Origin of the sequence: Nocardioides sp. LHD-245 (genome assembly GCF_030929495.1) — a bacterium.
Lineage (GTDB): Bacteria > Actinomycetota > Actinomycetes > Propionibacteriales > Nocardioidaceae > Nocardioides.
The window spans coordinates 1-18,378 of record NZ_JAVFWN010000023.1; the positions used below are offsets into that span (position 1 = coordinate 1).

Genomic DNA, 18,378 nt, shown 5'->3' on the forward strand with positions numbered 1-18,378 from the left:
ACACCAGCTCGAAGAACTGGTCCCACTGCTCCCACGATCGACACGAACCCCGCCCTGACAACGGTCTCATCGCAACGCTCCTCCAAGGTCACGTTGCTTCGACCCCTTGAACCCGCCGCGCGCACGACGACGAATTCGGTAGTTGAACCGCACACACCGGCACCCGTCAGAACAGCACGAGCGCCAGGACCGGCACGAGCAGGCTGATCGCGAGCGCCGAGAGCCCCATGGCGAGGCCGGCGAAGGCACCCTCGGTCTCGTCCTCGCGCAGCATCCGCGAGGCGCCGATGCCGTGGCTGACCGCGCCGACGGCGAGGCCGCGGGCCCGGCGGTCGCGGATGCGGAGCAGGTTGAGCACGGCCGGGGCGGTGATCGCGCTGACGATGCCGGTCACGATCGCGAACACGGCCGCCAGCGGCGGGATGCCGCCGAGCGTCTCGGTGAGGGCGATCGCGACGGGCGTGGTGGCGGCCTTGGTCGACAGCGTCTTCTCCAGCGCCTCGTCGGCGCCGAGGAGGCGAGCGAGCAGGACGGCCGAGACGATCGACGTGGCCGCGCCGACGACGACAGCGACGAGGAGCGGGACGACGAAGCCCTTGAGCCGGTCCGCCTGCCGGTGCAGCGGGATGGCCAGGGCCACCGTCGCCGGGCCCAGCCAGAAGGCGATCAGCTCGGTGGCGCTGCGATAGTCGGCGTAGTCGACGTCGAGCACGGTGATCGCCGTACCGGCGACGGCGATCGCGACGAGGACGGGTTGCGCGAGGGCGTGCCCGCCGGTGCGGGTCTGGAGCCAGCGGCCCGCCTGGTAGCCGGCGAGGGTGACCAGCAGCAGGGTCAGCGGCGAGCGGGCCAGGTCGAGGAGGTCCTCCCTCACGGCACCTCCCCCGTCTCGCCCGCCCCGGGCAGGTCGTCGCGCGGCGCGCCGAGCAGCCGCTCCAGGCCGACCGCCGTCCAGCCGACGACGGCGAGGCCCAGCAGCCAGGAGCCCAGCAGGGCCACGGAGATCGGCAGGGCGTGCTCGCCGAGCAGGCCGAGATAGGCGACGATCCCCACGCCCGCGGGGATGAAGAACAGCTGCAGGTGCCGCAGCAGTGCGGATCCCGCGCGCACGATGGAGCCGCTGTCGTCGTACCTGCGGACCCGGAGGTAGACGAAGAGCAGCAGCATCCCCACGACCGGCCCGGGCACGGTGACGTCGAGGACCCGGACGATCGCCTCCCCGAGGACCTGGAAGGCGAGCAGCCAGGTGAGGCCGGTGATCACCGCCGCTCGCGGAGCCGCGCGTTGGGCAGTTCGGGAGCGGGGATCGGCCGCAGCGGCTGGTCGGGGACGACACCGAACCGCCCCGGCGCGACCTGTCGGCTGTCGGGGACGACCTCGCCGTCGGCACCGGTGATCTGGTCCTGCCAGGCCGCGCGGTAGGCGACGACCTCGTCGTGGGTGCGACCCACGAAGTTCCACCACATCACGATCGACTCCCCGAACGGCGGTCCGCCGAGCACCAGCAGCCGCGCCCCCTCGTCGCCCGCGGTGAGGGTGAGCTCGTCCGCGCCCGGCGGGACGTAGGCCAGGTCGGCCGCCCTCGCGGCGACACCACCGACGCTGACGCCGCCGAGGTCGACCAGCACCCCGTGCTCGTACGACGCGTCGACGGGGACGGCGAGCGTCGTACCCGGGTCGAGCACGAGCTCGGCCCCCAGCAGCGGCGTGAAGGTGGCGACCGGCGAGCTGTCGCCGAGCAGCGAGCCGAGGAAGACGTGGGCCCGCCAGCCCTCCCCGCCGATCGCGGCCGGTGCGTAGTGCTGGAAGCCGGCGTCGGTGTCGCGGTCCGCGTCAGGCAGCGCGACCCACAGCTGCGCGCCGTGCAGGACGGTGGTCTCCGGCGTCGAGACCTCGGAGTGGCTGATGCCACGGCCCGCGGTCATCAGGTTGACCTCCTTCGGCCGCACCATCGCGACGTTCCCGGCGCTGTCGCGGTGCTCGATCTCGCCGGTGAACAGCCAGCTCACCGTCTGCAGGCCGGTGTGCGGGTGCGGCGCGACCTCCATGCCGCCGCTCTCGCTGACGCGGTCCGGTCCGTAGTGGTCGAGGAAGCACCAGGCGCCGATCAGCGAGCGCTGCCGCTGCGGCAGCGTGCGGCGCACCTGCATCGCCCGCGGGCCGCCGAGCGGTACCTCGCGGGGCTCCATCACCTCGATGCCGGCTGCCTGCCGGCCCTCGCAGATCACCTCGTCGGGCGCGGCTTCCGGGTTGCTCATGCCCTCCATCCTTTCGCGCCCGTCAACCGGGCCGTGGTCGGGTCGTGACGCGCGGTTCACCCGCCGCCGCAAGGGTGTGCCCGTGCGGATCGCCCAGCTGGCCAACTTCGTCGGCGCGACGTCCGGAGGCATGCGGACCGCGATCGAGCAGCTGGGCCGGGGGTACGTCGCCGCCGGCGCGGAGCGGCTGCTCGTGATCCCCGGGCCGGTCGACGCCGTACGGACGACGTCGCTCGGGGACGTGGTCCAGGTCCGCGCGCCGCGCGTGGGCGGCGGCTACCGGCTGATCGTCGAGCCGTGGCGGGTCACCGACGTCCTCGAGCGGTTCGCGCCGACCAGCGTCGAGTGGAGCGACAAGCTGACCCTGCTGCCCGTCGCCTGGTGGGCGCGGCGCAACGGCGTCCGGTCGGTACTGCTGTCGCACGAGCGGATGGGGGACATGGTCGCGATGCGCACCGGCCTGGAGACCACCTCCAAGGTCTCGATCGGCCTCCTCAACCGGCTGATCGTGCGCAGCTTCGACGTGGTGGTCGTGACGTCGGCGTACGCCGAGGGCGAGTTCCGGGCCGTCGCCGACGCCGCCGGCTGCCCGGTCGCGCGAGTGCCGCTCGGGGTGGACCTGGCGACCTTCCGGCCCGCTGCTCGCACCGCCGGGGACGGCAGGGTGCGGCTGGTGCATGCCGGCCGGCTGTCCCGCGAGAAGTCCCCGCACCTGGCCGTCGCGACCGCGGTCGAGCTGCACCGCCGCGGCATCCCGCTGCGCCTCGACGTCTACGGCGAGGGGCCGCACCGCGACGAGCTCGAGGAGCTCGCCGCCGACGCCCCCGTCCACTTCCACGGGTACGTCGACGGGCGGGCCGCCCTCCGCGACCGGCTCGCCGCCGCCGAGGTCTCCCTGTCCGTGTGCCCCGGCGAGACGTTCGGACTCGCCGTCCTGGAGGCGCTGGCCTGCGGCACGCCCGTCGTCACCGCCGACCGTGGTGGTGCCCGGGAGCTCGTCGACGCGTCGTGCGGTGCGTGGGCGGAGCCGTCGCCGACCGCGCTGGCCGACGCCGTCCTGCGTCTCCTCGAGGTGCCCGAGTCGCGCCGTCGTACCGCCGCCCGTCGGCGTGCCGAGCAGTACGGCTGGGACCGCGCCGTGGCGCGGATGCTCGCGCTGCATGCCGGCGACCGGGTCGGCGCGCTCAGCGCCTGAGCGCTTGTAACTAAGGGTTACAGCGAGGAATTCGCTGCAACAGCACCCGGGTAGGTGTCATAGCACCTGGGTAGATGAGCTCAGGCCGACCGCCGGTCGCCGTACTCCTGGCGCAGTTCTGCGGCCTCGCGCGCCAGCTCCGGGTTCAGATCGGCGCCGAATCGCTGGACCGACTCGGCGTACCCGCGCCGGATCCGATGGATCGCCTCCGCGCGGCGGCGGCCCTTCCAGATGTCGTCGTTGACGACGCGCACCACGATCACCCCGCGGTCGGTGACCGCCCGCTCGCGGAGCTTCTCGTCGAACCAGGTCCGTTGTGGATCCTCCGACAGCCCACCGTCCGCCACCGGGGTGAGCTTGACCTCGCCGTCGGCCTCGATCATGAGGTTGCCGACTCGGAGGTCACACCACGCGATCCCGCGCGTCGTACGCACGGGGAACTGGGTCTCCGGTTCCCCGATCCCCGCCTCGATGACGAGTTCGCGCGCCAGGCTCTCCAAGACGCTCTCCGCTCCAGGGTCGGCCAGGTCGATGGCGGCGCGCGCCTCCTTCACGCCCGGCCAGCACGTCATGATGTCGGCCGCACCGCGGAGCTCGGCGCGACCGACGCCGCGTCTCATGGCTGCGTCGCACGCCACCAGGCCGTGGCGGAAGCCGTGCTCGCGGCCCAGGTCGACCGCCGTCCGGGCGAGGTCGAGCGCGCGAAGCCCGTCCCTGACGATCACCTGCGCGGGATCGAACCGGGCGAGGTGGTGCTTGACGCCGTACTCCGTCCAGGCGTTCGTCCAGCCCGGACGCGTCAGATGCACCAGCGGATCCCTCGGGCGCAGGATCGGCAGTTGCTGCAGGTGCGCGGACGAGTCGTGGCTCAGCACCCAGTCCCGCTTCGCGGCGAGGCCCGCGGCTCGCGCCAGGAGCAGTGGTCGGCCGACGTACTCGTCGAGGGCGTTCCAGTACTCGGTCGCGGTGAAGATCCCGCGTCTCAGCACCCGCAGGCGCGGTTCGTCCTCGTCGCGGCGTCGATGCAGCATCGAGCGGATCTGGCCCGGCCCGACGCCGAGGTCGTGCAGCTCGTGACGGGTGATCAAGCCACCGTTGGCGGCCATCGCGGCCAGGATCCTGGGATGCATGAGACGAACGGTTGCCGCCCCGGGCGCCCGCGACACATCGGACCTGTGGACCTGTGGATAGCCGCGTACGACGGGCGGACGGTCCGCCCCTTCCCGACGCGACTACCCGGGTGCTGTGACACCTACCCGGGCGTTGTTGCGCCGGTTTTCGCGCGGTAACCCTTAGTTACAAGGGGCGGGGCGAGCGGGGCGACGATCCGGGCCAGCCGCTCGCGGGCAGGAGGAGTGAGCAGCAGGAACGGGAGCAGCAGGGCGACGGTCATGCAGCCGATCACGATGGCGTAGTAGGCGCCGTGGAGCGAGGAGTCCAGGGGCGCGACCAGGCCGAGCAGCACCGAGACCGCGACGAGCGCTCCGGTGGCGTGGCGCGGGAGCCGCTGGGTGGCGAGGAACGGCGGCAGCAGCAGGAAGTACCACAGGTGCACGACCGGCGAGAGCAGCACGAACGCGGCTCCGGTGGCAGCAACGGCGGCGATCGCCGTACGCCGGGAGCCGGTCGGCCAGCGCAGGGCGACCCACCCGCCGATCCCCGCGGCGGCGAGGAGGCCGAGCGCGCGGACCAGGTCGCGGAAGAAGGCGGGACCGGTGCCGAGGCCGAGGTGGCCGGCCAGCCAGTCGAGGACGCCGCCGACCAGGGTGGTGGCGGAGAGGGGCGTGTTGACCTCGCCGGGGACGGTGAGGGCGCGCAGCCAGCCGTTGCCGATGCCGGTGACGAGACCCAGGCCGAGCAGGGTGCCGACCGAGACCGCGGCGACGGCGCCGAGGCGACGCAGCCGCGCGGCCAGCGGGGCCGCCACCGGCAGGGAGACGAGCACGATCCCGACGCAGACCAGGCCGCCGGGGACCTTGACCGCCGCGGCGAGGCCGGCGATCACCGCGCCCCACGCCCAGCCGCGCTCGACGGCCACGACGAGGGCCGCCGCCATCAGCCCGACCATGAGGAGATCGTTGTGGAGGCCGGCGACGCCGTTGGCCATCATCAGCGGCGAGACCACGACGAGGGCGGTGGCGACGGCCGGGTTCGCACCGCCCCAACGGGCGAGGCGCGGCACCGCCCAGGCCAGCAGGACCAGGCCCACCAGCGCGAAGCCCCGATGCCCGACGACCAGGATCCACGGGTTGCCGGTGACGCCGGCGACGACAGCGCCGAGGAACACCGGGACCGGCCCGTACGGCGTCGCGGTGTCCCACCACATCGGGTCGACCGCCTGCACGATGGGCGGTCCGGTGACCCAGCCGGGCAACGGGAGGAAGGTGGCGGGCGCCAGCGCCCCGGGACCGACGACGTACGGCGACAGCCCCACCTCGGCCAGCATGCCCTGGGCGGCGTACGACCAGCCGTCGCGGGAGAACAGCGGCGGCGCGAGCAGCAGCGGGGCCGACCAGACCACGGCGGCGAACCGCACCAGCGCCTCGCCGTCGGCCGGGTCGGCGGTCTCGCGGTCGCCGACGGCGACCGTCCGGCACAGCCGCAGCCACGCGTTCGCCAGGAGCCCCAGGCCCACCAGAACCACCACCAGTCCGGCCATCCGGCCGATCTCGTGACCGCGCAGCGCCTCCAGCGCACCGAGCCGGAGGACCGGCGTCGACGCGGGCAGCGTCGCCGTGACGACTCCGCCGAGCAGCACCAGCAGGCTGCCGAGCGTTCCACGAGCGATCACGGTCGGACGGTAGGAGGGGCCGCTGTCGCGGGGTTGAACGCCCGGGCAACGGGGCACGAACGCTCGCAATGCCTGCTCGGAGGCCGCCGGGGGCACTACATTGCTGCCATCCCGGTGCGCCCCCCGCACCATGACGCGAGGAGACCCCATGTCCGAGAACCAGCCGCCTCCCCCGCCCCCGCCGGGCGGGACTCCGCCGCCCCCGCCGGGTGGCTACGGCGGTGCGCCGCAGCCCGGCTTCGGCGGCGCGCCGGCCGGCGTCCCGCGCCCCGGCGAGCTGCTCAACCGCTTCCTGGCGCGCCTGATCGACCACGTGCTGCTGGGCATCGTGTACGCGATCCTCTACGCCGTCTTCAGCGGGATCTTCCTGACCGGCTTCGTGCACTCGTTCGGCGAGTACTTCCTGTTCTGGACGGTCACCGCGATCCTGCAGGCCGCCATCTATCTCGGCTACTTCGCCTTCATGGAGTCCAACTCCGGCCAGACCGTCGGCAAGATGGTGATGAAGCTGCGCACCTACGGCCCCGACGGCGAGAGCAAGCCGACCATGGAGCAGGCCCTCAAGCGCAACGCCTACTCCGCGCTCGGCATCTTGAGCATCATCCCGTTCATCGGCTGGTTCTTCCTCGGCTGGGCCGTGCCGCTGGCCGCGGTGATCTACATCGCGATCACGCTCAACAACGACCAGCCCAACCACCAGGGCTGGCACGACAAGTTCGCCGGCGGCACCCGCGTCCTGCAGGTCGGCTGACCGCGGCGCACGCCGTACGACGGGGCGTCCTCCTGCGCGGAGGGCGCCCCGTCGCGCATCTGGGCCCGCCCGCACCACGGATGCGAGAACACGTTCTAGGGTTCGGCCATGGGCCTGTTCACCCCCGTCGCGATCAAGCTCGGCTCCCAGCCGTGGATGCCGAGGCTGCTCCCCCAGATCACCTGGACCGACCAGCACCTGCAGCGGCTCACCGGCCGCCGGGTCAGCCTGGTGGGGCTCGCCGGGCTGCCGAGCCTGCTGCTGACGGTGCCCGGCCGGAAGACCGGGATCCCGCGCTCCACGCCACTGCTGTGCGTGCCGTGGCAGGGCGGCTGGCTGATCGCCGGCTCGTCCTTCGGCGCCCCGAAGCCGCCGGTGTGGTCGGCGAACCTGCGGGCGGCGGAGACGGTCGAGATCGACTACCGCCGCCGGCGCCACACCTGCACCTGGCGTGAGCTCACCGGGGCGGAGAAGGAGCGGGCCTGGGGGCACATGCTGACGGTCTGGCCGAACTACGCGAAGTACGTCGCGTGGACCGACCGGGTGATCCCGGTCTTCCTGCTCCACCCGCAGGAGCCATCTCAGTAAGGGCAGCCTCTCCGAGCCAAGGGCAGCCTTGCTTTAGCCTTCCCCCATGGGGGAGGGCACAGCAGGTGCACAGGTCGCGGCGGGCATCGCCGACGACCTCGCCCGGCACGGCACCCACCCCGCGCTCCGGACGACGACCGGCACCGTCACCTACGCCGAGCTCGCCGCGCGCGTGGCCACCGCCCGCGCGGATTTGGACCTGCTCGGCGCCGGGCACCGGCAGCTCGTCCACCTACGCCCGGCCACCACCTCGGAGTTCGTGGTGGCCTGGCTGGCCGCCCTCACCGGCGGGCACGCCACCCTCCTCACCCACGACGACGGCCTGGCCCGCGCCTACGGAGTGTCCGTGGCCCACGACGGCCGCTCCTGGCGGCCGACCGGGCGCCCGGCTCCCGAGCTCCACCCCGACCTGCGGCTGCTGCTGAGCACCTCGGGCTCGACCGGGTCGCCCAAGCTGGTGCGCCTCTCGGCGGCGAACCTCGACGCCAACGCCGCCGCCATCGCCGACTACCTCGGCCTCACCGGCGACGACGTCGCGCTCACGACGCTGCCCCTCGACTACTGCTACGGCCTCTCCGTGCTGCACAGCCACCTGCTGGCCGGTGCCGCCCTCGTGCTCGACGACCGCACGGTGACCGACCCCGTTCTGTGGGACCGGGCCCGCGCCGAGGGGGTCACCTCCTTCGCGGGGGTGCCCTACACCTTCGACCTGCTCGGCGCCGCCGGCTGGCCGACGCTGCCGACGCTGCGCCAGGTCACCCAGGCCGGCGGCCGGCTCGCGCCCGAGCGGGTCCGCGCGCTCGCCGAGCAGGGCCGCCGCGAGGGGTGGGAGCTGGTCGTGATGTACGGCCAGACCGAGGCCACGGCCCGGATGGCCTTCCTGCCGTCCGAGCTCGCCCTCACCCATCCCGGCTCGGTCGGCGTCGCGATCCCCGGCGGGGCGTTCCAGCTCGACCCGGTGGCCGATGCCGAGCCCGGCGTCGGGGAGCTGGTCTACCGCGGCCCGAACGTGATGATGGGGTACGCCGAGACGCCCGCCGACCTCGCCCACGGCGCCGGGCCCGACGAGCTGCGCACCGGCGACCTGGCCCGGCTCAGCCCGGAGGGTCTGGTCGAGATCGTCGGGCGGCGGTCGCGGTTCGCGAAGCTGTTCGGACAGCGGGTCGACCTCGACCGGGTGCAGACCCTGCTCGGCCTCAGCGGGTACGACGCCGGGTGCGCCGAGTCCGCCGACGGCCGGCGTCTGGTCGTGGCCGTCCCGGGCTCGCCCGACCCGGCGACGGTGGGCGAGGTCGTCGACGCCGCCGCGACGGCCGCCGGTCTCCCCGCGCACGCGGTGCTCGGCGTACCCGTCGCGGCGCTGCCGCGGCTGCCCAACGGCAAGCTCGACCAGCAGGCGCTGGCCCAGCTCCCGCCGGCTCCCGCGCCGGACGCCGGATCGGCCGAGGCCTCGATCGCCCGCCTCTACGGCCGGATCCTGGGCCACGAGCGGGTCGACCCGGGCGCCTCCTTCGTCAGCCTCGGTGGCGACTCGCTGTCCTATGTCGAGCTGTCGCTGCGCCTGGAGAGCCGGATCGGCCGGCTGCCCCACGACTGGCAGACCTGGTCCGTCGCCGAGCTCGCCGCCCGGCCCGACGCCGACGCCCCAGCACCGGGCCGCCGGCCGCGCTGGGCGCGGGTCGACACCACGATCGTGCTGCGCGCGCTGGCGATCGTGCTCGTCGTCGGCTCTCACACCGACCTGTGGGTGGTGCTCGGGGGTGCCCACGTGCTGCTCGCCGTCGCGGGTGTGAACTTCGCGCGCTTCCACCTCGCCGACGAGGGCCCGCGCGAGCGGCTGCGGCGGGTCGGCCGGGCCGCCGGCCGGGTCGCCGTGCCGGCGGTGCTCTGGATCGGAGCGGTCGCGCTCCTCACCGGCCGGCCGGGCTGGCGCAGCGTGCTGCTGCTCAACGACGTGCTCGGGTCCCGCGACTGGTCCGAGCCGGCCTGGTACTACTGGTTCGTCGAGGTCGTGCTGCTGCTCGCGATCGGGGCCGGGCTGCTGACCGCCGTCCCGCGGGTGATGGCCCTCGAGCGCCGCCACCGGTTCCCGCTGGCCCTGGGGCTAGCTACCCTGGCCCTCCTGCCGCGAGCGTGGGCCGACCTGGCGTCGTACGACGGCGACGTGATCCACTCCTCCGTCTTCGTCGCGTGGCTCTTCCTCGGCGGCTGGGCGGCCGCCGTCGCCCGCGGCCGCCGCGACCGCGTCCTGGTCACCGTCGTCCTGCTCGCCGGCTGCTGGGGCTTCACCGGCAGCACCGACCGCGACCTGCTCATCGCCGCCGGCTGCCTCGCCCTGGTGTGGGTGCCGAGCGTGCCCTGGCCGCGGCTGCTGGTCGGGCCGATCGGGGTGATCGCCGGCGCCTCGCTCTACGTCTACCTGACCCACTGGCAGGTCTACCCGTGGTTCGAGAGCCGCTGGCCGCTCGGCGGGCTGATCGCCTCGCTGGCGGTCGGCGTCCTGACCTGGCAGCTCGTCAACCGGGCACCCGTCTGGGCCCGGCGTGTGGGCGCCGTCGTGGCCCCGTCCCGGCCTCACTACTCTCCCGTCCAACCACTCCGACAGGAAGTCCGATGAAGAAGCAGCTGGTCCTCGGCGTCACGGCCCTCACCCTGGTCTCCCCGCTCCTCGCCGCGTGCGGCGAGGACGAGCCGAAGCTGGTGATCTACAACGCCCAGCACGAGCCCCTGCTCAAGGAGCTGGCGCCGGAGTTCACCGAGGAGACGGGCATCGAGGTCCAGCTGCGCAACGGCAAGGATCTCGAGCTGTCCAACCAGCTCGTCCAGGAGGGCAAGGCCTCGCCCGCCGACGTCTTCCTCACCGAGAACTCGCCGGCCATGTCGCAGGTCGAGGCCGCCGGCCTCTTCGACCAGCTGCCGGCCGACATCCTCGACGTGATCCCCGCGCAGTTCCGGCCCGTCAGCGGCCTGTGGACCGGGTTCGTGGCCCGCTCGACGGTCCTCGTCTACAACACCGAGCAGATCCAGGAGGCCGACCTGCCGGCCTCGCTCCTCGACCTCGCCGATCCCGCGTGGAAGGGGCGGATCTCCTTCTCCCCCACCGGCGCCGACTTCCAGGCGATCGTCGCGGCGGTGCTCGAGCTCGAGGGGCCGGAGGCGACCAAGGCCTGGCTGGAGGGCATCAAGGACAACGGCACCGTGTACGACGGCAACAACCTCGTGCTCGAGGCCGTCGACTCCGGTGAGGTCGAGGTCGGCATCGTCTACCACTACTACTGGGAGCGCGACCGCAAGGAGAACGGCGACGTCAGCGACCAGAGCGCCCAGCACTACTTCACCGGCGGCGACCCGGGCGCCTTCGTCAGCGTCTCCGGCGCCGGCGTCCTGAAGTCGAGCGACATGAAGGAGGAGGCCCGTGAGTTCGTCGAGTTCCTCGTGAGGGAGAAGGGCCAGCAGGTCCTCGCCGACAGCTACGCGCTGGAGTACCCGCTCAACCCGGCCGTGCAGCTGCCCGGCGTCACCAAGCAGTTCAGCGAGCTCCAACCGCCGCAGGTCAACGTCTCCGACCTCGATGCCGAGGCCGTGGTCGACCTGATGACGGAGGTCGGCTTCCTCTGAGCCCACCCCGCGCCCCGGGGGCGTCCCGCTCGACCCCCGCCCTCCTCCTCGTCGGCCTGGCCATCGCCGGGCTCGCCCTGGTCCCCCTCGGCTACGTGCTGTGGACCACGGCCGAGCTCGGCCCGGGCGAGGCCGGCGACTTCCTGTGGCGCCCGCGGATCGGGGAGCTGCTGTGGAACACCACCCGGCTGCTGGTCGCCGGGGTGCTCACCAGCGCCGTCGTCGGGGTGGCGGGAGCGTGGGTGGTCGAGCGGACCGACGTACCGGGACGCGGCTGGTGGCACGGCCTGCTGTGCGCACCGCTCGCCGTACCCGCGTTCGTCAACGGCTTCGGCTGGGTCTCGACGACCCACGCCGTGCAGTCCTTCCCCGGCGCCGTCATGGTCGTCACGCTGTCGTACTACCCGCTCGTCTACCTGCCGACCGTCGCCGCGCTGCGCCGCCTCGACCCGGCCGTCGAGGAGGTCGCCACCGCGCTCGGCAAGGGTCCGTGGCAGGTGTTCCTCCGGGTCACCCTGCCGGCGATCAGCCCGGCCGTGCTCGGCGGCGCGCTGCTGGTGGGCCTGCACCTGCTGGCGGAGTACGGCGCCCTGCAGCTGCTCAACTACCCCACCCTGACGACCGCGATCCTCCAGCAGTACGCCACCGTCTTCAACGGCCCGGAGGCCACCCTGCTGGCCCTGGTGCTGGTCACCTTCTGCCTGCTCCTGCTGGGCCTCGAGCTGCTGCTGCGCGGCCGGCGGCCCCGGTCGCGGGTCGGCGCGGGCACCAGCCGGGAGTTCGCCCGGGTCCGGCTCGGACGACGTCGCCCGGTCGTCGTCGCCGGGCTGGCCGGGCTCGCCGTGTGGGCCCTCGGCGTCCCCCTCGCCAGCCTGGTCCGCTGGCTGGTCCGGGGCACCTCGGCCGGCCTGGAGACGGGCGAGCTCGCCGGCGCTCTCGGCAACACCCTGCTGCTCGCCGTGCTGGGCGGGGCGCTCACCACCGCCGCCGCGGTCCCGGTCGTGTGGCTCGCGGTGCGCCATCGCGGGCTCCTGACGACTGCGATCGAGCGGAGCGTCTACACCGCCAGCGCGATGCCCGGGATCGTGATCGCCCTGGCCCTGGTCACCGTGTCGATCCGCGCCGTGCCGGACCTGTACCAGACCCTGGCCCTGCTCCTCGCCGGCTACCTGATCCTGTTCCTCCCCCGTGCGGTGGTCAGCGTGCGCGGCACCTTCGAGCTGGTGCCGCCCGGCCTGGAGGAGGTCGCCCGCAGCCTCGGCTGCGCCGGGCCCGCGGTGGCGCGCCGGGTGACCCTGCCGCTCGTCGTACCCGGCCTGGCGTCGGGCGCGGCGCTGGTCGCCCTCGCGATCTCGACCGAGCTCACCGCGACGCTGCTCCTGGCGCCGCTCGGCACCGAGACGCTGGCGACGAAGTTCTGGTCCTACGGCTCCTCGATCGCGTACGGCGCCGCCGCGCCCTACGCGCTCGCCCTGATCGTCCTGTCCGTCCCGTCCACCTGGCTGCTGGCCCGGCTCAGCATCCGGGCCCCGAGGAGCACCCGATGACCGCACTCGAGATCCACGGGCTGGCGGCCGGCTACGGCCGCACCACCGTGCTGCAGGGCGTGGACCTCCGGGTCACGTCCGGCGTGACCGCGATCCTCGGCTCGTCGGGGTGCGGCAAGACCACGCTGCTGCGGGCGGTCGCGGGCTTCGTCGAGCCCACCGCCGGCACCATCGACGTGGCCGGTACCCGGGTCGTGGGCGGCTCGCGCACCGTGCCGGCCCGCCGCCGCGGGATCGGCTACGTCCCCCAGGAGGGCGCGCTCTTCCCCCACCTGAGCGTGGCCCGCAATGTCGCCTTCGGCCTGCCCCGCGCGCAGCGTCGCGACGCCGGGGCGGCCGTCGCCACGGCCCTCGAGCTGGTCGAGATCGACCCCGGCCTGGCCGAGCGCTACCCGCACGAGCTGTCCGGCGGCCAGCAGCAGCGGGTGGCCCTGGCCCGTGCCCTCGCGCCACGGCCGGCGCTGGTGCTGCTCGACGAGCCCTTCTCCTCCCTCGACGCGTCCCTGCGCGAGGAGACCGGCCGCGCGGTGGTCCGGGCCCTGCGGGCGGCCGGCGCCGCCGCCGTCCTCGTGACCCACGACCAGGGCGAGGCGCTCTCCCTCGCCGACCAGGTCGCCGTCATGGTGGGGGGACAGTTCCTCCAGGTCGCCGCCCCCGCCGAGGTCTACCTGACCCCCGCCGACCCCCGCGTCGCCGGCTTCATCGGCCACGCCTCGCTGCTGCCCGGAGAGGTGACCGCCGAGGGCCGGGGTCGCTGCGCGCTCGGTGACCTCCCCCTCCGTTCCGCCGCTTCCCCTACGCCGCCCGGACCGGCCCGGCTGGCCGTCCGCTCCGAGCAGCTGCAGGTCCACGCCGCCGCGGCCGAGGCCCCGGGGAGCGTCGGAGGCGAGGTCCTCGACGTGAGCTTCTTCGGCCACGACGCCACCATCCGGGTGCGGCTCGCCTCCGGCGAGCAGGTCACCGCCCGCACGCCCGCCGACTCCGTCCCGCGCCCCGGCGACCGGGTGCGGGTGGTGGTCGTCGGCGACGTGATCGCCTTTCCCGAGGGAGTGTCCGACGTCGCGCGGAACGGGCCAGCCCGGCCGAGCTGATGGCGCCGAGCAGCGGGCCCGGCGCCCCACGGGACGGTCAGAGTTCCGACCTGATCTCCCAGAGGTCGGGGAACGCGGGCCGGAACAGGGTGCTCCGCAGGTAGGCGGCCCCGGCCGAGCCGCCGGTCCCGATCTTGGCACCGATGATCCGCTCCACCATCTTCACGTGGCGGTAGCGCCACTCCTGGAGCCCCTCGTCGATGTCGACCAGCGCCTCGGCAAGCCCCGCCTCGACCGACCCCTCACGGCGGTAGAGGTCGATGAGGACCCGCTGGACACGTTCGTCCCCTTCCCACTCCTGGGTGACATCCCGAGACAGGACGTCGGCCGGGATCGGCCAGCCCTGGAGGGCGAGGCACTGCAGGAACGAGTCGAACACCGAGCGCCGGGAGACGATGGCGGACAGGCTGTCGTCGCGTGCCCCCGCGCTGAAGTCGCGACGGCCGACGACAGCCTCGATGTAGCGGAACTGGTAGGACTGGAAGCCGCTGGAGGAGCCGAGCTCGGAGCGGAAGCTCGTGAAGCCGCCCGGCGTCATCGTCTCGAGGATGTCGAGCTGCCCGACGACCGTCTTGAGGATCTTGCCGATCCGGCGGGCGGGCGCCAGCGCACCGGCGCACTCCCCGCCCTCGAGACGCGACTGGAGAAGCGCCGCTTCGTGCAGGATCTGCTTGAACCACAGCTCGTAGGTCTGGTGGATGATCACGAAGAGCAGTTCGTCGTGGGCGTCGGTCTGCGTGGTCTGGGCGTCGAGCAGGTCGTCGAGGCGCAGGTACGAGCCGTAGGTCAGGTCGGTGGCGCTCATCGGTGGTCCTCTCGGTGGGGCAGGAGCGAGCGAGCGGCGTTGGCGGCGAGCACGCCCGCGGTCGCCACCGCGGTGACCAACCGCTGCCTGCCGACCCGGGCAGGGATCTCGGCGTACGGCACGGTCGTGAAGGACACCAACTCGTAGCGTGAGACGAACCGGCCGGGCAGCGTGCGCTCGAGCCAGTGCTCGGCCTGGGTCTTGGCCTGGAACACCGGGGAGTTCACGCGGTCGCGCATCTCCACGAAGTTGTCGAGCGCCATCTCCGCGATGGCGTCGCAGTTGGCCTTGCGGCGCTGCTGGTAGGCGTCGAGCGCGCGCCGCCAGTCCCCGTCGTGCTCGGCCAGGGACCGGTCGATCTCGATGCAGTCCTCGAACGCGCAGTTGGCGCCCTGGCCGAAGAACGGCACGATCGCGTGCGCGGCGTCGCCGACCAGCGCGAGCGTCGCCCGTTCTCCGCGATGCACCCACGGGTAGCTGCGGATCGTGGCGAGGGAGCCGATCGGGTTGTGCCGGTAGTCGTCGACCAGGTCCGGCGCGAGCCCCACCACGTCGGGGTAGCGGGCGGCGAAGTGGTCGACGATCTGTTCGTCGCTGACGAGCGCGTCGAACTCCGCCCGGGTCCAGAACAGCGTGCAGGTGAACGACCGGTCCATGTTGGGCAGCGCGATCATCATCGATCCGCCGCGCGGCCAGATGTGCAGGGCGTCGGGACTCATCGCGAACTCGCCGTCCGCGGTGGGCGGGATCGTCAGCTCCTTGTAGCCGTGCTCGAGGTAGTCCTGGCTGAAGTTGAAGCCGGTCCGGAACGTCACAGCCCTCCGGGCGGCGCTGAAGGCGCCGTCGGCGGCGAGCACGATGCTCGCCCTCACCTCCTCGGCGCCGGCCGGGGTGTCGAAGGCGAGCACGCCGCTGTCGAGGTCCGCGCTGCGGAGTCGGTAGCCGAACCTCAGCTCGACGCCGGGGGTCTTCGCCGCCTCCTCCAGAAGCGCGAGGTTGAGCTCGGAGCGGCTGATGGAGTGGATCGGCCGGGTTCCGTCGGCGCTGTAGGGACGCGACGACTGCTCGCCGGTGGGCGTGTGCACCATCCGTCCGTGCATCGGGAGCGCTCGCGCCAGGGCGTCGTCCTTGAGGCCGACCTCGTCGAGCGCGGCCAGACCGCGGGCCGAGATCGCCAGGTTGATGGACCTGCCGCGCTCGGGCTCTGCCGTGCGCGGGTCGGCGCGGCGCTCGTAGAGCGTGACCTCGATGCCGCGACGCCCCAGGAGCGCCGCCAGCAGGCACCCCGCCAGCCCGGCGCCGACGATGGCGACGCTCTCCCCCCGGTCAGCCACGGAGCAGCTCCGCGAGCGCGGACGCGGCGCGCCAGCAGTCGTGGTGGGTCACGTACAGCGGGACCGGGGCGAAGCGGATCACGTCGGGCTGCCGCGCGTCGGCGTATACCCCGTGCTCCTCGCGCAACCGCGCGGTGAGCTTCCCGACGTCGGTGTCGTCCAGCTGGACCGACAGCTGGCTGCCGCGGCGAGCAGTGTCGCGGGGCGTGATCACCCGCGCGGCGTGGCCGACGAGCACATCGTCGAAGAGGTCGTAGAGGAACGACGAGAGGCGGCGGCTCTTGGCCCGGAGCGCGGGCATCCCGACCTCGTCGAACATCTGGAGGCTCAGCAGGACCGGCGCCATCGCGAAGATCGGCGGATTGGACAGCTGCCAGGAGTCGGCGGTGGCGACCGGCGTGACGGTCGGCTCCATCCGGAACCGGGTCGCTTCCTGCGTCGACCACCACCCCTGGAGCTTCGGCAGGGCCGGGTCGGCGACGTGCTGCTCGTGGACGAACGCGCCGGCGAGGGAGCCCGGACCAGCGTTGAGGTACTTGTAGGAGCACCACGCCGCCCAGTCGACGTCCCAGTCGTGCAGCCTCAGCTCCACGTTGCCCGCAGCGTGGGCCAGGTCCCAGCCGGCGATCGCGCCGGCCTCGTGCGCGGCACGGGTGATGGCAGCGATGTCGAGCAGCTCACCGCTGTAGTAGTTGACCCCACCCAGCAGCACCAGCGCGACGGTCGAGCCGTGCTCGGCCAGGTAGGCGACGATGTCGTCGCTGCGCAGCGCCGCCTCGCCCGGTCGGGGTCGCAGGCGGACCACGGCTGTGTCCGGGTCGTAGCCGTGGAAGGCGGCCTGGCTGCGCACGGCGTAGGAGTCGGAGGGGAACGCCGTGTCCTCGATGAGGATCTGCCACCGGTCGGCGGTGGGGCGGTAGAAGCTGACCATCATCAGATGGAGGTTGACGGTCAGGGAGTTCATCACCACGACCTCCTCGGGTCGCCCGCCCACGAGTCGCGCGGCCGAGTCGCGCAGGAGGCTGTGGTATCCCAGCCACGGCCGGGTCGCCTCCAGGTGTCCCTCCACGCCGAGCCGGGCCCAGTCGTCGAGCTCGGTGCCGACGAAGTCACGCAGCGCGCGGGGCTGGAGCCCCAGCGAGTTGCCCGCGAAGTACGCCGCCTCGCCCTCGCCGTACGGCGGGACGAAGAACTCCGCGCGCCGGGTGGGCAGCGCGTCGCCCGTGTCGAAGGCGCGGGCGTCGGCTTCGTTCAAGGTCATGCGGGCTCTCCGGTGGTCGTGCCGCCGGGCGCCGCGGTCGGTCGTTGCATAGCCCCAGTCTCCGCCCGTGGTCCTATGTCGATCCAATGCCTCTTCGCTCGACCACCATGCCCGAACAGGCATATCCTGTCGACATGGGCCACCCGGAGCTGCTCAACGGCCGCCTGAAGATCCGGCATCTCGTCTACGTCGACACGCTGGCCGCCGCCGGCAGCGTCGTCCGGGCCGCCGAGCGGCTCCACATCACCCAACCCGTGATGACCCGCGCCCTGCGGGAGCTCGAGGAGATCGTCGGGGTGCAGCTGTTCGCGCGAGGAGCGCGCGGGATCTCCCCCACGCCGTACGGCACGGCGTTCGTCGACCATGCCCGCACCGTGCTGGCCGAGCTCCGCCTCACCGCCAGCCACCTGGCCGAGCTGGCCGACGCCACGACCGGGACCGTCACTGTCGGCACCTACCTCTTCGGCTCCAACCGGCTGCTCCCCATGGCGATCGAGCGGCTCAAGCGCTCCCGTCCCCGGGTCACGGTCGTCGTCCGCGAGAGCAACCCGGAGGTGCTGGTGACCGAGCTCCTCGCCGGTGGCCTCGATCTCATCGTCGGTCGCCTCACGCCGCTCGACGACAGCAGCCGACTCGAGCAGCGTGTGCTCTACCAGGAGCCCGTCCGCCTGGTCGCCCGGAAGGGCCACCCCGCTGCACGCGAGCCGGTGCCCCCACTGTCCGCCCTCACGTCCTACCCGTGGGTCGTGCCGGTGGCCGAGACCGCGCTGCGGCGCGAGCTGGAGGCGGCGTTCCTGCGGGAGGGGATCCGGCTGCCGGCTGACCGCGTCGAGTGCATGTCGTACCTCACGACCCGCCACCTCATGGTCCACTCCGACGCCATCGCGGCCTTGCCCGAGATGATCACCGCCGACGACGAGCAGATCGCTCTGCTGCCCACCCCCGTGCCGTCCCTGGGCAGCGCGGTCGGGCTCACCGAGGCCCAGGGGCGGAGCCAAGGCCCCACGGCCGCCCTCTTCGTTGAGTGCCTCGACGCCGTGGCCGCCGGCATCCGGGACTCCGCGCCGCAGCCGCCCCTGCTCCCGTCGAGTGACGCGGCCGCGCGGCCCAGCTGATTGATCCCGAGGACTCGCTCGCGA

General features: G+C 73.2%; 16 protein-coding genes. 8 read left to right on the forward strand and 8 right to left on the reverse strand.

The features are described 5' to 3' along the window. Positions 1-166: 166 nt before the first annotated feature. From RB608_RS26330 to RB608_RS26340, 3 genes are read right to left on the reverse strand one after another with little or no spacing between them, the layout of a single operon-like run. Positions 167-874, reverse strand: coding sequence for an LrgB family protein (locus RB608_RS26330; protein ID WP_308091063.1), 708 nt, complete (start codon positions 872-874; stop codon positions 167-169). Next, positions 871-1,263: a CidA/LrgA family protein gene (locus RB608_RS26335; RefSeq protein WP_308091064.1), complete on the reverse strand. Its 393-nt coding sequence runs from the start codon at positions 1,261-1,263 to the stop codon at positions 871-873. Before RB608_RS26335 ends, RB608_RS26330 begins: the two co-directional genes overlap by 4 nt. Beyond that, the gene (locus RB608_RS26340; RefSeq protein WP_308091065.1) at positions 1,260-2,258 is read right to left on the reverse strand and encodes a pirin family protein; all 999 of its coding nucleotides are present in this window, start codon (positions 2,256-2,258) and stop codon (positions 1,260-1,262) included. Before RB608_RS26340 ends, RB608_RS26335 begins: the two co-directional genes overlap by 4 nt. A gap of 82 nt (positions 2,259-2,340) precedes the next feature. On the opposite strand from RB608_RS26340, the gene RB608_RS26345 reads away from it, so the two are divergent. Next, on the forward strand, positions 2,341-3,453 hold the full coding sequence (locus RB608_RS26345; RefSeq protein WP_308091066.1) for a glycosyltransferase: 1,113 nt from the start codon (positions 2,341-2,343) through the stop codon (positions 3,451-3,453). Positions 3,454-3,533: 80 nt separating this feature from the next. On the opposite strand, the gene RB608_RS26350 is transcribed toward RB608_RS26345, so the two are convergent. Further along, a complete protein-coding gene (locus RB608_RS26350) occupies positions 3,534-4,583 on the reverse strand; it encodes a hypothetical protein (protein ID WP_308091067.1) in 1,050 nt (349 codons plus the stop codon). Positions 4,584-4,705: 122 nt separating this feature from the next. After that, positions 4,706-6,244, reverse strand: a complete 1,539-nt coding sequence (gene mptB / locus RB608_RS26355) for a polyprenol phosphomannose-dependent alpha 1,6 mannosyltransferase MptB (RefSeq protein WP_308091068.1) — start codon at positions 6,242-6,244, stop codon at positions 4,706-4,708. A gap of 148 nt (positions 6,245-6,392) precedes the next feature. On the opposite strand from mptB, the gene RB608_RS26360 reads away from it, so the two are divergent. The 6 genes from RB608_RS26360 (at position 6,393) to RB608_RS26385 (ending at position 13,839) form a co-directional block, all read left to right on the forward strand. After that, positions 6,393-6,995, forward strand: coding sequence for an RDD family protein (locus RB608_RS26360; protein WP_308091069.1), 603 nt, complete (start codon positions 6,393-6,395; stop codon positions 6,993-6,995). Between the two features lie 108 nt (positions 6,996-7,103). Next, positions 7,104-7,583 (forward strand): nitroreductase family deazaflavin-dependent oxidoreductase, encoded by a 480-nt coding sequence (locus tag RB608_RS26365; RefSeq protein ID WP_308091070.1) that lies wholly within the window; start codon positions 7,104-7,106, stop codon positions 7,581-7,583. Positions 7,584-7,629: 46 nt separating this feature from the next. Beyond that, positions 7,630-10,200, forward strand: coding sequence for an AMP-binding protein (locus RB608_RS26370; RefSeq protein ID WP_308091071.1), 2,571 nt, complete (start codon positions 7,630-7,632; stop codon positions 10,198-10,200). Then, complete coding sequence (locus RB608_RS26375; RefSeq protein ID WP_308091072.1) at positions 10,197-11,201, forward strand: iron ABC transporter substrate-binding protein; 1,005 nt, start codon at positions 10,197-10,199, stop codon at positions 11,199-11,201. The genes RB608_RS26370 and RB608_RS26375 overlap by 4 nt, the downstream gene beginning before the upstream one ends. A 95-nt stretch (positions 11,202-11,296) precedes the next feature. Continuing rightward, the gene (locus RB608_RS26380; RefSeq protein WP_308091073.1) at positions 11,297-12,748 is read left to right on the forward strand and encodes an iron ABC transporter permease; all 1,452 of its coding nucleotides are present in this window, start codon (positions 11,297-11,299) and stop codon (positions 12,746-12,748) included. Beyond that, positions 12,745-13,839 (forward strand): ABC transporter ATP-binding protein, encoded by a 1,095-nt coding sequence (locus RB608_RS26385; RefSeq protein ID WP_308091074.1) that lies wholly within the window; start codon positions 12,745-12,747, stop codon positions 13,837-13,839. Before RB608_RS26380 ends, RB608_RS26385 begins: the two co-directional genes overlap by 4 nt. A gap of 37 nt (positions 13,840-13,876) precedes the next feature. Here the strand turns inward: RB608_RS26385 and RB608_RS26390 are convergent, their stop codons facing one another. The 3 genes from RB608_RS26390 to kynU are packed head-to-tail and all read right to left on the reverse strand — an operon-like array spanning position 13,877 to position 17,239. After that, entirely contained in the window at positions 13,877-14,644 is a 768-nt protein-coding gene (locus tag RB608_RS26390; protein WP_308091075.1) for a tryptophan 2,3-dioxygenase family protein, read from the reverse strand. Further along, the gene (locus RB608_RS26395) at positions 14,641-15,978 is read right to left on the reverse strand and encodes an NAD(P)/FAD-dependent oxidoreductase (protein WP_308091076.1); all 1,338 of its coding nucleotides are present in this window, start codon (positions 15,976-15,978) and stop codon (positions 14,641-14,643) included. Before RB608_RS26395 ends, RB608_RS26390 begins: the two co-directional genes overlap by 4 nt. Continuing rightward, positions 15,971-17,239, reverse strand: a complete 1,269-nt coding sequence (gene kynU / locus RB608_RS26400; protein ID WP_308091077.1) for a kynureninase — start codon at positions 17,237-17,239, stop codon at positions 15,971-15,973. The genes RB608_RS26395 and kynU overlap by 8 nt, the downstream gene beginning before the upstream one ends. Positions 17,240-17,373: 134 nt before the next feature. On the opposite strand from kynU, the gene RB608_RS26405 reads away from it, so the two are divergent. After that, positions 17,374-18,354 carry a LysR substrate-binding domain-containing protein gene (locus RB608_RS26405; protein WP_308091078.1) on the forward strand — a complete coding sequence of 327 codons (981 nt, stop codon included), beginning with the start codon at positions 17,374-17,376 and terminating at the stop codon, positions 18,352-18,354. Positions 18,355-18,378: the final 24 nt, after the last annotated feature.

Coding starts and splice junctions, on each gene's coding strand:
- RB608_RS26340 (WP_308091065.1), bottom strand. CDS start 2,258: ATGAGCAACCCGGAAGCCGCGCCCGACGAGGTGATCTGCGAGGGCCGG.
- RB608_RS26350 (WP_308091067.1), bottom strand. CDS start 4,583: ATGCATCCCAGGATCCTGGCCGCGATGGCCGCCAACGGTGGCTTGATC.
- RB608_RS26360 (WP_308091069.1), top strand. CDS start 6,393: ATGTCCGAGAACCAGCCGCCTCCCCCGCCCCCGCCGGGCGGGACTCCG.
- RB608_RS26365 (WP_308091070.1), top strand. CDS start 7,104: ATGGGCCTGTTCACCCCCGTCGCGATCAAGCTCGGCTCCCAGCCGTGG.
- RB608_RS26370 (WP_308091071.1), top strand. CDS start 7,630: ATGGGGGAGGGCACAGCAGGTGCACAGGTCGCGGCGGGCATCGCCGAC.
- RB608_RS26375 (WP_308091072.1), top strand. CDS start 10,197: ATGAAGAAGCAGCTGGTCCTCGGCGTCACGGCCCTCACCCTGGTCTCC.
- RB608_RS26385 (WP_308091074.1), top strand. CDS start 12,745: ATGACCGCACTCGAGATCCACGGGCTGGCGGCCGGCTACGGCCGCACC.
- RB608_RS26390 (WP_308091075.1), bottom strand. CDS start 14,644: ATGAGCGCCACCGACCTGACCTACGGCTCGTACCTGCGCCTCGACGAC.
- kynU (WP_308091077.1), bottom strand. CDS start 17,239: ATGACCTTGAACGAAGCCGACGCCCGCGCCTTCGACACGGGCGACGCG.
- RB608_RS26405 (WP_308091078.1), top strand. CDS start 17,374: ATGGGCCACCCGGAGCTGCTCAACGGCCGCCTGAAGATCCGGCATCTC.